The organism is Streptomyces sp. NPDC007929 (assembly GCF_042959065.1).
GTDB lineage: Bacteria > Actinomycetota > Actinomycetes > Streptomycetales > Streptomycetaceae > Streptomyces.
In genome coordinates, this window is record NZ_JBIBKD010000003.1 from 72202 (window position 1) to 86451 (window position 14250).

Genomic DNA, 14250 nt, shown 5'->3' on the forward strand with positions numbered 1-14250 from the left:
GTTCAGCGGCGGGCGAGGGGGGACAGCGCGCATGGTCTGGTTTCTCGGACCGGGCACCACGGGGGTCGCGCTGCTCGCCCTGCCGCTGCGCTTCGGCGGAAGCGGGCTCGGAACGGCCTGACGGACGCCCTCCCTATGGGAAGGATCACCCGTCAGATCTCCTGGGCGGGCCAGTCCAGCAACCGTGCGCCGATGACGGCTGTCTGCAGGGTGTAACGGTGCACGGGATCGGCGGGGTTGGCGCCGGTCAGCTGGTGGATGCGCTCCAGCCGGTAGGTCAGGGCCCGCACGCTCAGCGCCAGGCGCCGGGCCGCCTCGGCCGCCGTGCAGCCCGAGTCGAAGTACGCCTGGAGCGTGTTGAGCAGCGGCTCGGCACCGCCACGGGCACGCGTCAGCGGCCCCAGGGTGCTGAGCACGAGGTCGGCCATGGCCTGCCGGTCACGGGCGAGAACCGGGTAGACCAGCAGGTCGGCGGCGCGCACGACGGGATCGTCCAGGCCCAGCCGGTCGGCGAGTTCGAGGGTGCTGAGCGCCTCCTCGTAGGAGTGCACCACGCCACCGGCGCCGGGCCGGGGGCGGCCGATGGCCACCCGGCCGTCGTCCGTGGCGACGTGCGCCTGCTTGGCGAAGTAGGCGAGTACGTCGTCCTGGTCGCCGGGAGCGATACAGACCAGCTGCTCGTTCTTGGTCGCGAGCAGGATGCGCCGGTTGCCGAACCGTGCGATCAGCGCGGCCTCGATACGGCGGGTGACCGGCGCGACGTCGTCGTACGCCTCACGCCCCTGAGCGACCGCGACGGCATGTGCGCTGGACAGCACGAGACCGAAGCGCTCGGCGCGTTCGGCGAGACGGCCCAGGTCGCTGCGGCCGTAGAGCAGGTCGTCGATGAACTCCCGGCGCGCGGCCTCCTCTTCGCGCACGGCCTGACGCTGCGCCCGCTCGTACCCCTCGGCGAAGGCGTCGACCGCCTGCTCCACCGCGGCCAGGACACTCTCGGCTGAGCCCTGGGGTCCGGGCCAGGCGGCCCGGGTGGCCGCGAGGTGCTCCCGCACGAGACCGCGCAGGCTGTGCCCGCGCTCCGCGGCCTGCTCACCCAGGGCGCGCCGGGCGGCGAGCTCGTCCCGCGTCAGACGCCGCCCCGTCGCGGACACCTCACCCAGGATCTCCGCATACCCCTCCAGATGCCACGCCCCCGCCTCCGGCTCGCCCACCCCACCCCTCCCGCACGCTCCGTACACCGTCGACGGCCCCCGTTGACCACCGGCACCAAGACCCTAGGCAACGCTGCCGACAACGGGCAACGCCGACCCCTCCCGACCCCGGCACCACGGACGACTCCGATGCCGCAGCCCAGCCGCCCTCGCCAGTTCCACAAGGGAAATCCCCGCGGCATCCGCTGCCCTCATTGCTCATCAGGCCAAAGCCGAGCTGCTGTTCGTGGACGGCTTGTACTCTGCACTCGTTCGACGATCGGACGATCACGAGCAGCGGACGATCGCGAACACGGCATGCGGGCACGGCATGCGAACACGGGGCGGGCCTTCAGGGGCGGGAGCGCGGGGATTTCGATGAATGACGCACATCCGATACGAAACCGCAGACCTGGCCTCTCGGCCGGTGCGCTGATCATCGCCGGGATCGTCCTCGTCGCGATCGGGGCCGTCGGCGCCTGGCTCCAGCGCGATGATCCCGGCCGGAGCGCGGAGCCGCGTACGGAGTTCACCGCGAGCAACCCGCCCGCCGGTCTGCCCACCGCGCTCACCACCGGCCAGCAGCTCCACTGGTCCCGCTGCACCTCGCCGCCCGCCGCGCGCACAGGCTACGACTGCGCCGTCATGAAGACCCCCCTCGACCACCGGAAACCAGAGGGCAGGACGATCGACGTCGCCCTGATCCGCCACAAGGCCACCGGCCCGAACGCCCGGCGCATCGGCTCGCTCGTCCTCAACTTCGGTGGCCCCGGCGTGTCCGGCGTGAGCGGATTGCCCGACCGGCTCAACCAGTACAAGCCGCTCCTCGACCGCTACGACCTGGTCTCCTTCGACCCGCGCGGCGTTGGCGCGACCATCCCCGTGCGCTGCGGAAAGACCGCGGACGACACCGGCTACGAGGGGGCCGACGCCTGCGCCCGGCACTCCGGGGCGCTCCTCCCGTACGTCGGCACCTCGCACACCGCGCGCGACCTCGACCTGATGCGCTACCTCCTCGGCGACGAGCGGCTGCACTACTTCGGGGTCTCGTACGGAACGGCGCTCGGCGCGGTCTACGCCCACCTGTACCCGTCGCACGTCGGGCGGCTCGTCCTCGAAGCGTCCGTCGATCCGACCGAGGACCTCAGCGAGGAGCAGGTGTCGCAGGTCAAGGCGGTCCAGGCGGCGTTCGACCGGTTCGCCGCGCACTGCGCGGCCCGTATCCGCCCCTGCCCGACCGGCGACGGACCCGAGGAGGCAGCACGACGCATGGCGCGCCTGGCCGACCGCCTGGAGAAGAAGCCCGCCCCGGCCGGCGGCGGAAGGAAACTGGACGCCGACGATCTCGCGCACCGCGTCGCCGACCATCTCGTCCGCGGCACGGACGGCTGGTCGCCGCTCGCCAAGGCCCTCACCGCACTGATCGACCACAACGACGGCGGTCCGCTGAGCGACGGCGCGGCCGACCTGGGTGCCGCCGACCGCGCGGCGACCCCGCCCGACAGCAACCACGTCGCCCGGACCGCGATCACCTGCGCGGACTCCAGCCTGCGCCCCGACTTCGAACGCCTCGACCGGGACGAGGCCCGCGTCGAGGCCGCCTCGCCCGTCTTCGGCGCGGCCTGGTCCGCCGGCGTCTACCTCTGTTACGACTGGCCGTTCGACGGCGAGCGCGTCACGCCCCAGGTGAACGCCCCCGGCGCGGCCCCCGTCCTGGTGGTCGGCGGCACCGGCGACCCGACCACCCCGTATCCCGGCGCCCGCAACATGGCCCGCGCCCTGGGCGACGGTGTCGGCGTGCTCCTGACGGCCGAGGAGGAGGGCCACGGAACGTACCCGCAGAACCGCTGCGTCACGGAAGCCGTCAACCAGTACCTGCGCACGGGCCGCACCCCGGCCCCGGGAACAGTGTGCCGGGGCACCATGTCCTGAGGCCCGTACGGATCCACCGGGCGGCCCTCAGCACACTGGTTCCGCTCACAGGAACCCCAGGCGTGCACCGCCCCCCACCCGGCCCGAAACCGTCTGTTGGGTGCCGGCGCGGTGGAGCGGTCCGCAATGGCCGCTACCCTCCTGAGACAACCGCCGCCGACGCGAGGAACGCCAGGATGGACGACGAACCGCTGACGGAGTGGGCGGAACGCCGTGACGCGAAGATCGGCCGACTGCGTGCCGTGCCGGTCGTGACCGGCGACGGGCCGAGGGCATCACATGTGAACCCCGGTGCGCCCCGCGCCATCGAGCGCTGGAACGGGCACACCTGGGAGCCGTACGGCTTCGCCGACAGCCTGGCCGAGGCCCAAGCGATCCTGTACCCGGAGGCCAACGAGCCCCCACCATCAGCGCCGTTGCCGAAGCCGCTCACCTCCGGCACCGGCAAGCACCGCAAACCCCAGGCACCGAGGCCGGACGGCAGCGGCCGGACACAGAGGTGATCATCGCTGCCGCCCCTGCCGCTGCCGCCGGCGTGGAGCGACACCTCACATGACAAAGGCGGAGCCCAGACCCCCGCCTCACAACCCGCGAACAGCCCCCGGCTCAGGGCCGCAGGTGTCCCAATCTGTGCCCGAGAGCCACGCCTTGCCCACCGGTACGGGGCTGCGAACCCGGTGGCCAGCTCGGGTGTTCGCCTCGAACGGCTTTTGAGCAGTGGCGGAACATCGGATCTACGGCGACCACAGAGTTGGAACAGGCGAAGGAAGAACTCACCCAGAACGCGGATGTGGTGCGACTGCCTGGCAGCCGCACCAACTCTCCATCCTGGCAGCGCTGATCAACTCACAGGCCCCTGGGGCCCGTTCCTCGGCAGGTGCAGCGGGGACGTGAGGGCGGGCTCAGCCCGCCCTCACACCGACTTCGAAACCCCTGGGACTCCGGAGCCGTGTACTTCAGGTTTCGTTTCCGAGCCGGAGCCTCAGCGGTTGGCCAGGGTGCGGTTGAGGAGGGGGAGCAGGCGGTCCCAGTGGCGCTGCAGCGCGGCGGGGTTGAAGGCGTCGGTGTCGGCCATGGTGAAGCCGTGGACGGTGCCGGGATAGATCTCGGAGGTGTAGCCGACACCCGCGGTGTCCAGGGCCTGATTGAGCTCGCCAAGTGTCTCGGGCGTCAGGTCTGTTTCGGCGTGGCCGAGGTGGACCTGGGCGGTGATCTTGGAAAGGAGGCTGTGCAGGCCGTCGGGCCCGTCTGCGACCACGGGGCAGTGGAATCCGGCGACGGCGGCCACCTGGCCGGGGTGGGCCGAGGCGGTGCGCATCGCCAGGAGGCCGCCGATGCAGTAGCCGGTCACCGCGACAGGTCCGGCGCTGACCTCGGGCTGTGCGGTGAGGAACTTGAGGTAGGCGTCTGCGTCGCTCAGGACACGTTCGTCGGCGATGTGCGCTTCGATCAAGGGCATCAATTGGGCGATGACCGCGGGCCGGACCTCTTCTCCGATGTGCTCGGGAAGTTCGATCAGTGGTGCCGGGCCGTGCCGGTAGAGGTAGTTGGGGACGAGCACGTAGTACCCGTGCCCGGCCAGTTCGCGGGCCATCTCCGCCAGCACGGGCCGCAAGCCGAAGGCGTCCGAGTACAGCAGCACCCCCGGGTGCCGCTCACCATCGTCGGGGAAGGCGGCGAAAGCGTCGGCCTGGCCGTCCGCGGTGGCAATGTGCAGCGTCTTGGTGGGCATGAGTTCTCCTGTCGTGGTTGACGTGACGAGCTGTGATCAACACGACAGGAGGCGGAGCCCGCGCAGCAGCGCAAGATCCTCGATCGAACAACGGGCCCTCACCGGCCCGTACGGCGCTCAGAAGAGCACCGGGTCACCAATCCGTGTGTGGCGCAATGCCGTCCCGGTAGTCATGCCGCGCAGCGTAGCCCACCGGACGAGAGTCGCCGCCAGTACACCAGAAGATCCCGGGCTCGCTTCGAAACTCCGGAACTGCCCGACAACCTTGATTCCGACAACCCACTTGCCTAATGAACGCAGTCGTAGTCGCAGCCGAAGCACCCGCCACGGACATCCCGGTCGCTGTGCTGCCATACCTGAACTCGGCCCAGGCGGCCCACCCCGCGTACCGCCAGAGCCTGGAACGGCTACGTGAGATGGGCGTCGGCAAGCCCCAGGGCACATCACCACCCCCAGCAAAACCAATGTGCCCTGGCCGCCTGACGCCCCCTCCCCGCACGCAAAAGGGCGAGGCCCGAAGACCCCGCCCGCACCCCACGAAACCCCAGCTCAGGGCCACACCAAGCAATAAGGCTGATGCCCCGCCTCGTGCAGCCGATGGCTGAAGTCCTGCCACTCGTGCAGCGATTGGTGATGGGAGGGCGCTGACCTGGTGTTTCGCAGGGGAATGTGCTTTGACCTGGGAAGACTCCTCTCGGCAGTTCTCACGGGTCAACGCCGTTTCCCAGGCTCATGTGCCCTGGATGTGCCCTCGGGGCCTCTCACCAGAGGGCACCTTGCTCGGCTGGCGGACGGGTAGTGGGCGTCGTCGCCGGGCTCACTCGAGTCGTGGCGTAGATGGCGCGAGATTCCGTCGTAGCGGCGCCCGCCTCACGCAGCTGCGGATTAGGCGTAGTAGACGATGCCGCAGCGGGTGACCTGCGTCAGGCAGAGGGCCGACAGCGCGGCACGAGGCCGTGACCGATCCCCCGTTCCGGTCACGGCCCTGCTGGTGCGGAGGTTGGTCATCGGGGGCGGCGTTAGCAGCAGCCGCCTGCGACGGCCGGTTCCTTGGTGTTGGCATCGGCCGGATTAGTGCAACAGGTGCTGCCCTGCTGCTTGGCGAGGGTGCCGGCGTCGGCCTTGACCACGTACACCTCCCAGGGTTCCTGGCCGGGGCCGTACACCCAGACCTTGTCCTGGAGGGCGTAGCAACAGGTGGTGTTGTCCTCCTTGGTGGTGGCCAGGCCGGCCTCGCTCAGGCGGGTGGTGGCGGCGTGGACGGCCTCGGTCGAATCGACTTCGACGCCGAGGTGATCCAGGCGGGTGTCCTCGCCCGCCGGGCCCTCGATCAGTACGAGCTTGAGCGGAGGCTCGGCGATGGCGAAGTTGGCGTATCCGTCACGGAGTTTGGCGGGCTCGGTGCCGAACAGCTTGCTGTAGAAGGTGACGGACGCGTCGAGGTCCGCGACGCGGAGGGCCAGCTGAACGCGGGACATGGCGTACCTCCTGCTCGATGGGTGGTTGTTGGGTCAGCAACTGCCGGAGGCGGTCGAAGTTCCGGTGTCGATCTGCAGGGTGGCGGGGGCGCCGCAGCATCCGCCGCCCTGGCTGTACTGGGCCGCGTCGGGTTCGTCGTACAGGCCCGCGCCGCCGCACACGCCGGTCTCGGGCAGGGTCAGCTCGACACGTTCGGCGGCCTCGCGGTCGCCGGTGATTGCGGCGCTGATGGAGCGGACCTGCTCGTAACCGGTCATCGCCAGGAACGTGGGGGCGCGGCCGTAGGACTTCATGCCGACCAGGTAGATGCCCTGCTCCGGGTGGGAGAGCTCGTTCACGCCGTGCGGGTAGACGGTTCCGCAGGAGTGCACGTTCGGGTCGATCAGCGGGGCCAGGGCGGTCGGCGCCTGCAGGCGCTCGTCCAGTCCGAGACGGACCTCGGAAAGGAAGGACAGGTCGGGGCGGAATCCGGTCAGGACGATGACCTCGTCGACCGGGTCCAGTCGGCGGCCGTCCTCGGCGATCAGGACCAGCTGGTCGCCGTCACGGTCCACAGTGGCTGTACGGAAGCCGGTGGCCGCGCTCGCGTGGCCGTCCTCGACGGCGGCCTTGGCGCGCAGGCCCAGGGCGCCGCGCGCGGGCAGCTCGTCGGCCTCGCCTCCGCCGAAGGTGTTTGCGCCGATGCCGCGTCGCAAGATCCACGTCGCGTGCGTGCCCTGCTCCTCCTTGGCCAGGTCGGCGAGGTGGGCCAGCGCGGTGAAGGCGGAGGCGCCGGAGCCGATGACCGCGGTGTGCTTGCCCGCGTAGCGGGCACGGACGGCCGGGTCCTTGAGGTCGGGGACGCGGTAGGAGACGCGGTCGGTAGCCGTGTTCTCGCCGAGGGCGGGCAGGCCGTCGGCGCCCATCGGACTGGGGGTGGACCAGGTGCCGGAGGCATCAATCACGGCACGGGCGGTGATCCGCTCCTCGCGCCCGTCCGTCCCCTGGATGTGGATGGTGAAGGGCTGCTCGTCGCGATCGGCGTCGACGATGCGGTCGCGGCCCGCGCGGGCGACGCCGGTCACCGTGACGCCATAGCGCACCTTGTCGCCGAGGACGGCGGCGAGCGGCTGCAGGTACTGCTCGGCCCAGTCGCCGCCGGTCGGGTAGGCGGCACCGTCAGGGCGCATCCAGCCGGTGGGGGCGAGTAGCTTCTCGGCGGCCGGGTCGGTGACCTCGCCCCACGGTGAGAACAACCGCACGTGTGCCCAGTCGCGTACGGCGGTGCCCGCGGACGGTCCGGCTTCGAGGACCAGGGGTTCGATGCCGCGCTCGACGAGGTGGGCGGCGGCGGCCAGGCCGATCGGGCCGGCACCGATGACCACGACGGGCAGCTGGTCGGTGGTGGACGCGGTCACGAGACTCCCCTTTGCTTCGACATTCGTCGATGGCTGGCGTGGCCAGCATGGCACCTGCTTCGATGAGCGTCAACATAGACATTCATCGAATTTTGGGGTTCTTCGATGGAACACGCTGACGTCGTGGTGATTGGCGGCGGGCAGTCCGGGCTGGCCACAGGGCATGCCCTACTGCGGCGGGGGATCAGGCCGGTGGTGCTGGAGGCGTCAGAGCAGGCGGCCGGGTCGTGGCCGCACTACTACGACAGCCTCACCCTGTTCTCGCCCGCCAGTTACAGCTCGCTGCCCGGGATGCCCTTCCCCGGCGCGGATCCGAACGGCTACCCGCACCGGGACGACGTGATCGCCTACCTGACCGCGTACGCCGCGGGGCTGGACACCGACATCCGTACTGGTTGCCGCGTCACCGGGGTGCATGGGACTGGCAGCGGCTTCGAAGTGGAACTGGCGGACGGCGGTCGGCTGGCGACGCGAGCCGTGGTCGCAGCCTCCGGCACTTTCGGCCGTCCGCACCGGCCGACGCTGCCGGGGGTGGACGGCTTCACCGGCCCGGTGCTGCACGCCGCCGACTACCGCAGCCCGGCCCCGTTCGCCGGCAAGCGGGTCGTCGTGATCGGAGCGGGAAACTCTGCGGTGCAGATCGCCGCCGAGCTCGCCCAGGTGGCCCGGGTGACGCTCGCCAGCCGGAGTCCGGTGAAACTCGCCCGGCAGCGCATGCTCGGCCGCGACCTGCACTTCTGGCTCTCCCGCACTGGCCTGGACGCGGCCCCGCTCGGCCGCTTCGTCCGCACTCCTCCCACGCAGCTGGTCATCGATGACGGCCGTTACCGTGCCGCGCTCGCCAAGGGTGCGCCGGACCGGCGAGAACTGTTCACCGGCGTCGACGGCGCCAAGGTGGCCTGGGTGGACGGGACGAGGGAGGAGGTGGACACCATTTTGCTTGCCACGGGATACCGGCCGGACCTGCCCTACCTCGCCGAGCTGGACGGCGCACTCGACAGCGCCGGTCACCCTCGGCAGCTCGACGGCATCTCCGTCACCCACCAGGGTCTGGTGTTCGTCGGGTTTGAGTGGCAGCGCAGCCTGTCATCCAACTCCCTGCGCGGCGTCGGCCGGGACGCCGCCCGCGTGGCGCGCCGCCTGGCGGCTCACATTGCTCGCGGCTGAGCCATACGCCCCTCGCCCACTGGTTCGACGTATGTCAACATAGATGCATGTCGAACACGAAGGTGCTGCCGCTGATCGAGGCCGAGGGACCCGAGGCCGTTGCGCCATGCTGCCCGCCGCTCACCGAGCGCCCGTTCACCGCGGCGGAGTCCGAGACGGCCGCGCGGATGTTCAAGGCGCTGGGCGACCCGGTGCGGCTACGCCTGTTCTCGGCGGTGGCCTCGCACGCGGCCGGTGAGGCGTGTGTCTGCGACATTTCCGACGTCGGGGTTTCCCAGCCGACCGTCTCCCACCACCTGAAGAAGCTCAAGGAGGTCGGGCTGCTGTCCTCTGAGCGGCGCGGCACCTGGGTGTACTACCGGGTCGAGCCGTCGGTGCTGGCGGCCATGGGCAAGCTGCTCACCATGGGGCCGGCTGCTGCCTGACCGCCCCTACGTTTCGGGCTGGGTAGGCCGGACGATGGCGGGTCTAACTGGGCTCGCCCTAAGGGTCTGCCACAGAAGGCTGCAGCGCACCCGACAGCATGGCCGGCGGACATGTCTGTGGCGACGGATGCGGGTCCGGCCGGTTCGTAACTGCGCGGTTAGCCTCGTGCTTTCACGAGGCGGGCTGTCCGCCTGGTGATCAAGAATGCAGAGAGTGCCGCTGACCAGTGAGAATGAGGATTGCTCAGGTCCTGGTTCCCGCCACCGGCGGAGGTACTTTCCAGGTGAAAAAGCGTATCGGGTCCTATCCACGTGTCCGAGTCGAGGGCAGCGGTCGCGGGGTGGTTTCGCAGGCCGGGGTGGTGCTGCTGGTCGAGACGGTCCGCAAGTCCGGTATGGATGCGGCGATAGCAGCGGCGCTGGTGCCGTAGCGCAAGCCACGGTCGGTGCACGATCCTGCTGGATGTCGCGCTCGCAGTGGTGCTGGGCGGGGACTGCCTGGCCGATGTAGGCATGTTGCGGGCGGAGCCAGCCGTGTTCGGGCCGGTGGCCTCCGACCCGACGGTCTCCCGGCTGATCGGCAAGCTGGCAGCTGGTGGACAGCGGGTCCTGGCCGCGCTGCGCACCGCCTGTGCTGAAGTACGCGAACACGTATGGCGGTTGGCCGGTGACGCGGCGCCGGACGCGGACGGGCAGGTGCAGAGGTCGTAAACGCGGCGGCATGTGGATCCGCAAAGCGCCTATTGCCGCACCCATAGATCATCCAAAAGCCGTAGATAGCAAGTATTTACATCTACTGCATGAGATTTGGATCACTTCCCCGCACATAGTGACGTTCACGGAACTTAGGGCTGCGCGCTCGACGGGGGACGTACATGTGGGAAAGAGTGCTGGCAGTCGGGGCCCATCCGGACGACATCGAGTTCGGCTGCGGTGGCGCGCTGCTACGCCATGCGGATCAGGGCGCGTCGATCACGCTGTTGGTGGTCACCGACGGGGCGCTGGGCGGTGACGCCGTGGAACGCGCCATCGAACAGGCTCGGGCTGCGGAGTTCCTCGGTGCGAAGGCCGTGATGCTCGAGCTGCCCGACGGCTACCCGGGACCACTGCACGACCTTGTCACCCGCATTGAGGCGGAAGTCGCCAATAGTGCGCCGGACCTCGTCTACACGCATCTGCCGGAGGACACCCATCAGGACCACCTGCATACTCACCGAGCGGTGCGGATCGCGACCCGGCACCTGCCGAACGTGCTCCTGTTCGAGTCGCCGCGCTCACCCCTGCTGTCCTCCGGTATCGGAGCTGACATCGGCTCGGTGATTGAGGGAAAGACCGACCTTCTCGCCACGCACGCTTCTCAGCTCCGCGGCCGCAGGGAACTGGCGGCCGAGTCGGTCCGCGCCCGAGCCCTGCTACACGGCACTCGTCTTGGCTGCAGCCACGCCGAGATGTTTTCTCCTCTCCGCTTCACGCTGCCGTTCGGTACGGCCGCGTGACGACCCGAACAGAAGGCGATGCGACCATGTCCTTCACTGTCGAGGTGCGTCGTACCGAGGAACTCGGCAAAACCGGGCGCAGCGAGCTGCGGGCGATGCTCCAGGAGTCGTTCCCGCGTTACAGCCAGACGTCTTGGGAACACTGCCTCGGCGGCCTGCACTACCTGCTGCGTTACCGCGGCGAACTCGTCTGCCACGGTGCCCTGGTGCAACGGTACTTCCGGCAGGGCACCCGGGAACTGAACGGAGTGTACGGGGAGTCCATGGCCACGATTCCCAAGCTACGCCATCGCGGACTCGGCAGTGTTGTCGTGGCCATGGCCACTGCGGAGATCCGGCTGCACTACGACATCGGCGTCTTCGCCGCGAGCAAGTACGCCTTCTACGAGCGGCAGGGCTGGCAGAAGTGGCGAGGGCCAACCTTCGTCGACGACGGGCCCGTCACTCGCCCGAAGGCTCCGGACCGCGGAGCGGTCATGTTCCGCCTCCCCGCGAACAGCACGATCGACCCCGATGCCGATCTTACAACCGATATGCGAAGCGGAGACATCTGGTGACCCCTCCCATATCGGCACGGTACGCATGCAAGTGACGGCGATCCTCGAGAACCTTATGGCCGACCTGCTCTGGTCGGCGCTGGCGCTGGGACTGGGCTACGTGCTGCTGCGCCGGCAGACGCGCGGTCTGGCGCATCTCCTCGGTGCCTCCGACGGTCGCCGACTGCTTATCGTGCTGCCGGACATGGTGGTGCGGGAGGGGGGAACCGTCGGCGGTTACCGGCTCAACGGATTCGTCGGCAATGTGGTCTCCCGTCGTGAGTTCGAAGCCGCGGTCGCCCTACGGGATTCCCTCACCGATCCTCTGGTACGGCTGTTGCGCCCTCGCAGGCCAGTCCTGCCGTCCGGCCGGATCGGTGCGGCCGGTCCTGTGGAAGGCACCGAGTTCTGCCCGTCCAGCAATACTCTCGCCGCCGCGACCGCCTCAACGGAGCCCTTCGCGCACCTGCCCAGCCATATGGCGGGCCGGAGTCTGGTGCTGATCGGCGGCCCGGTCTACAACCATTTGACGGAACTGGGCTTCAGGCACCCGCTCGCCCAGGCAGTTCCCGAGCAGCAGAACGGCGACGGCGAATGGGGCCTAAGGGTCAAGACGGGACCGCTGAGCGGGCACTTCTTCGCGGGCCGGGGCAGTTCGCCCGATACAGAGATCGCGACCATCCAGTCGTTCCCGGCGCATGTGTCAGGACTGCGGATCACAATCTGCGCCGGCAGCAGCGACGCCGCCACCCAGGCCAGTGTTACCTTCCTGCTGGCCAACTGGCGTCGGATCGCGCGTAAGTGCCGACAGCGTCCCTACGCCTTCCTGCTGCAGGTCGACACCCACAGCGGCGGGACTCGGTTGCAGACGGGCATCGTCGACGGGCAGCCATTCACGCTCTAGCCTCGCGCGTTCAAGGGCCAGCTGCCGGCTTCGGCTACGTGCACACCTTCGGGCTGCTCATGGGCGGCCGGATCGGTCGGCTACAGCGAGATCGGCGCCGTGCATTGGTGGACCACTTGGGACTACGGGACACCGCCGTCCCGGCCATGCAGCATCCGCCGTTCGTGCCGGGTGGAGTACGGGAGCGCAGACTGCCGCACGACCCGGCAGGTGCCTTCTACCAGGAGGCGTTCGACGTCGTCCGCGGGCACGTGGCCGCCTGCGGCAGTGAAGTGATCTTCACGGGAGGCGGTGGGGACGAGGTCAACGCCCACCACTCGCGCACGAACGCCGAACTGCCCGCGGTCGAAGCCGTGCCATGGCTAGGGGAAGAGGCCACCAAGGCCCTGGCCCAGGTGAACGAGAACCTTGCCCCCGTCCCCGTTCTCCCCGTGCCCACGCTCATGGCCTTCGGACTGCACAATCCGGCTTACCTGAGGTTCGGCATCTGGCCGGTAGCCCCGCTGGCCCACCCTCGGATGGTCCGGTTCATGGAACAACTGCCCCACGAGCACAAGCGCGGCAAGGCGATGTTCCGCGACCGGCTGCGGCGCGCGGGATTGCCGGAGTCCGTCGCGGCCCCCACCGAGCCGGAGAACTTCCTCGCGGTCATGGAGTCGGGCCTGCGCACCTACGGACTTCCGCTCCTGGACGACATGCTCCACGACTCGCTGCTGGTCGACCTCGGCTACGTTGATCCCGACGCCCTTGTCCGGGCCCGCGACCACGCCGAACGCGCCGCCGTGGTGCCCGACCTGCTGTGCGACACACTCGCCCTGGAAGTCGGACTGCGGAGCCTTGCATGAGCAGCCTGCACATCACAGACCCGGATCACCTGGAAGCGTCCAACCTCTTCTACCGAGACCCCGAGCTGTACGACGCCGTGCAGTCCGACAGTGACAGCGTCCGTATCTGCCGAGAGCTCATCGACCGTCATCGCCCGGACACACGAACCCTGCTGGACTTCGGCTGCGGCACAGGCAGGGACCTGGAACTGCTGGCACAGCACTACGACTGCGTCGGGGTGGATCTCCAGCCCGGCCTGGTCGACTACGCACGGCGGACGCGGCCCCAGCTGGATGTACGGACGGGCGACATGCGCACCGTCCGGCTCGGCCACACCGCTGACGTCCTGGCCTGCCTGGGCAACTCACTCGCCTACGTGCACGACAACCAAGGCATCCAGTCGGTGTTCCAAACCTTCGCTGCGCATGCCCGCCCAGGGACGCTTCTCCTTCTCTGCTGCCCGGTAGCCCCCACCGAGCGCTCCGAACCGCAGCACGTCAGCATCGCGACGGGACTGGGAACCGCCAGCGTGACCATCAACTACGAGTGGGACCTGCGGACACAGATCAACACAATGCGTCGCCGCTGGGTGCTCGATTCTGGCGAGGAAGCCCACGACGTGATCCGCCGACGTGTCCTCGCACCGCGCGAACTGGATCTGTACGCCACGCTTGCCGGCTTCGACGTCGTCGAAATGACCGACGGTTTCGAACGTGGCACCCTGACTGGCCCGGGCGCCTATACCGTTGCCCGGTACCGGAGCTGATCCAGTCGCCGCCACCACTTGGCCACCCACTCGAACTGGGCGTGAGGTGTCGCCCGCTGCCACACGGCCTCGAAGGCTGACTCGCAGAGCCTCGCCACCTCGGGGGCATCGGTGAGTTCCACTTCCATGTTCTCGCCGTCGCCGTCGAAGTGGTTGACGAGGACGACAATGGAGTCGAGGGGTGTGCCAGTCGGCCCAGCGCTCTGCGGGGTCGAGGTCCTGTCCGGCCTTCCAGTCGATGAAGGCCGGGTCCGACTCATGTAGGCGTCGCGCATCTCCAGGTGGACCGCGGTCCTCTGGCAGTCGCGGAACAGCTCCTCAAACGCCGGAGTCGTCGTCACCCTTCTTCACCTCCAGGAAGAACTGCACCATGCGCCGGGGGATCTCCACCACCGACTCGT

General features: G+C 69.2%; 13 protein-coding genes and 3 pseudogenes. 11 read left to right on the forward strand and 5 right to left on the reverse strand.

What is annotated here, in order from left to right; all coding sequences use genetic code 11:
• Nucleotides 1-152: 152 nt before the first annotated feature.
• Nucleotides 153-1211 (reverse strand): helix-turn-helix domain-containing protein, encoded by a 1059-nt coding sequence (locus tag ACFZDE_RS09865; protein ID WP_391199082.1) that lies wholly within the window; start codon nucleotides 1209-1211, stop codon nucleotides 153-155.
• A 357-nt stretch (nucleotides 1212-1568) separates the two neighbouring features.
• Here ACFZDE_RS09865 and ACFZDE_RS09870 point away from each other — a divergent pair, with 357 nt between their 5' ends.
• Nucleotides 1569-3122, forward strand: a complete 1554-nt coding sequence (locus ACFZDE_RS09870; protein WP_391199084.1) for an alpha/beta fold hydrolase — start codon at nucleotides 1569-1571, stop codon at nucleotides 3120-3122.
• Nucleotides 3123-3298: 176 nt separating this feature from the next.
• The gene (locus ACFZDE_RS09875) at nucleotides 3299-3625 is read left to right on the forward strand and encodes a DUF6087 family protein (RefSeq protein ID WP_391199086.1); all 327 of its coding nucleotides are present in this window, start codon (nucleotides 3299-3301) and stop codon (nucleotides 3623-3625) included.
• 479 nt (nucleotides 3626-4104) lie between these two features.
• On the opposite strand, the gene ACFZDE_RS09880 is transcribed toward ACFZDE_RS09875, so the two are convergent.
• Nucleotides 4105-4854: a dienelactone hydrolase family protein gene (locus tag ACFZDE_RS09880; protein ID WP_391199088.1), complete on the reverse strand. Its 750-nt coding sequence runs from the start codon at nucleotides 4852-4854 to the stop codon at nucleotides 4105-4107.
• Between the two features lie 311 nt (nucleotides 4855-5165).
• Between ACFZDE_RS09880 and ACFZDE_RS09885 the strand changes: the two are divergent.
• Nucleotides 5166-5279 (forward strand): annotated as a pseudogene (locus ACFZDE_RS09885) (flavoprotein); the annotation flags it as partial.
• 594 nt (nucleotides 5280-5873) lie between these two features.
• On the opposite strand, the gene ACFZDE_RS09890 reads toward ACFZDE_RS09885, so the two are convergent.
• Nucleotides 5874-6332, reverse strand: a complete 459-nt coding sequence (locus ACFZDE_RS09890) for an ArsI/CadI family heavy metal resistance metalloenzyme (protein WP_391199091.1) — start codon at nucleotides 6330-6332, stop codon at nucleotides 5874-5876.
• Nucleotides 6333-6365: 33 nt separating this feature from the next.
• Complete coding sequence (locus ACFZDE_RS09895; RefSeq protein ID WP_391199094.1) at nucleotides 6366-7730, reverse strand: FAD-dependent oxidoreductase; 1365 nt, start codon at nucleotides 7728-7730, stop codon at nucleotides 6366-6368.
• 105 nt (nucleotides 7731-7835) lie between these two features.
• Between ACFZDE_RS09895 and ACFZDE_RS09900 the strand changes: the two genes are divergently transcribed.
• The 8 genes and pseudogenes from ACFZDE_RS09900 (at nucleotide 7836) to ACFZDE_RS09935 (ending at nucleotide 13849) form a co-directional block, all read left to right on the forward strand.
• The gene (locus ACFZDE_RS09900) at nucleotides 7836-8897 is read left to right on the forward strand and encodes an NAD(P)-binding domain-containing protein (protein WP_391199096.1); all 1062 of its coding nucleotides are present in this window, start codon (nucleotides 7836-7838) and stop codon (nucleotides 8895-8897) included.
• 47 nt (nucleotides 8898-8944) lie between these two features.
• Nucleotides 8945-9322, forward strand: coding sequence for a metalloregulator ArsR/SmtB family transcription factor (locus ACFZDE_RS09905; RefSeq protein ID WP_391199099.1), 378 nt, complete (start codon nucleotides 8945-8947; stop codon nucleotides 9320-9322).
• 284 nt (nucleotides 9323-9606) lie between these two features.
• Nucleotides 9607-10021 (forward strand): annotated as a pseudogene (locus ACFZDE_RS09910) (transposase); the annotation flags it as partial.
• A 176-nt stretch (nucleotides 10022-10197) separates the two neighbouring features.
• Nucleotides 10198-10818, forward strand: coding sequence for a PIG-L family deacetylase (locus ACFZDE_RS09915; protein ID WP_391199102.1), 621 nt, complete (start codon nucleotides 10198-10200; stop codon nucleotides 10816-10818).
• A gap of 26 nt (nucleotides 10819-10844) precedes the next feature.
• A complete protein-coding gene (locus ACFZDE_RS09920) occupies nucleotides 10845-11375 on the forward strand; it encodes a GNAT family N-acetyltransferase (RefSeq protein ID WP_390992604.1) in 531 nt (176 codons plus the stop codon).
• 31 nt (nucleotides 11376-11406) lie between these two features.
• A complete protein-coding gene (locus tag ACFZDE_RS09925; protein ID WP_390992607.1) occupies nucleotides 11407-12258 on the forward strand; it encodes a hypothetical protein in 852 nt (283 codons plus the stop codon).
• Nucleotides 12259-12374: 116 nt separating this feature from the next.
• A complete protein-coding gene (locus ACFZDE_RS09930) occupies nucleotides 12375-13103 on the forward strand; it encodes a hypothetical protein (RefSeq protein ID WP_391199105.1) in 729 nt (242 codons plus the stop codon).
• Nucleotides 13100-13849, forward strand: a complete 750-nt coding sequence (locus tag ACFZDE_RS09935) for a methyltransferase domain-containing protein (RefSeq protein ID WP_391199106.1) — start codon at nucleotides 13100-13102, stop codon at nucleotides 13847-13849. The genes ACFZDE_RS09930 and ACFZDE_RS09935 overlap by 4 nt, the downstream gene beginning before the upstream one ends.
• On the opposite strand, the pseudogene ACFZDE_RS09940 reads toward ACFZDE_RS09935, so the two are convergent.
• Nucleotides 13822-14190: pseudogene (locus ACFZDE_RS09940) on the reverse strand (DUF6879 family protein). The gene ACFZDE_RS09935 and the pseudogene ACFZDE_RS09940 overlap by 28 nt on opposite strands.
• Between the last annotated feature and the right edge of the window lie 60 nt (nucleotides 14191-14250).

Excerpts from the sequence above, each read along its gene's own strand:
- ACFZDE_RS09870 (WP_391199084.1), top strand. The coding sequence starts at position 1,569 with ATGAATGACGCACATCCGATACGAAACCGCAGACCTGGCCTCTCGGCC.
- ACFZDE_RS09875 (WP_391199086.1), top strand. The coding sequence starts at position 3,299 with ATGGACGACGAACCGCTGACGGAGTGGGCGGAACGCCGTGACGCGAAG.
- ACFZDE_RS09880 (WP_391199088.1), bottom strand. The coding sequence starts at position 4,854 with ATGCCCACCAAGACGCTGCACATTGCCACCGCGGACGGCCAGGCCGAC.
- ACFZDE_RS09890 (WP_391199091.1), bottom strand. The coding sequence starts at position 6,332 with ATGTCCCGCGTTCAGCTGGCCCTCCGCGTCGCGGACCTCGACGCGTCC.
- ACFZDE_RS09900 (WP_391199096.1), top strand. The coding sequence starts at position 7,836 with ATGGAACACGCTGACGTCGTGGTGATTGGCGGCGGGCAGTCCGGGCTG.
- ACFZDE_RS09905 (WP_391199099.1), top strand. The coding sequence starts at position 8,945 with ATGTCGAACACGAAGGTGCTGCCGCTGATCGAGGCCGAGGGACCCGAG.
- ACFZDE_RS09915 (WP_391199102.1), top strand. The coding sequence starts at position 10,198 with ATGTGGGAAAGAGTGCTGGCAGTCGGGGCCCATCCGGACGACATCGAG.
- ACFZDE_RS09920 (WP_390992604.1), top strand. The coding sequence starts at position 10,845 with ATGTCCTTCACTGTCGAGGTGCGTCGTACCGAGGAACTCGGCAAAACC.
- ACFZDE_RS09935 (WP_391199106.1), top strand. The coding sequence starts at position 13,100 with ATGAGCAGCCTGCACATCACAGACCCGGATCACCTGGAAGCGTCCAAC.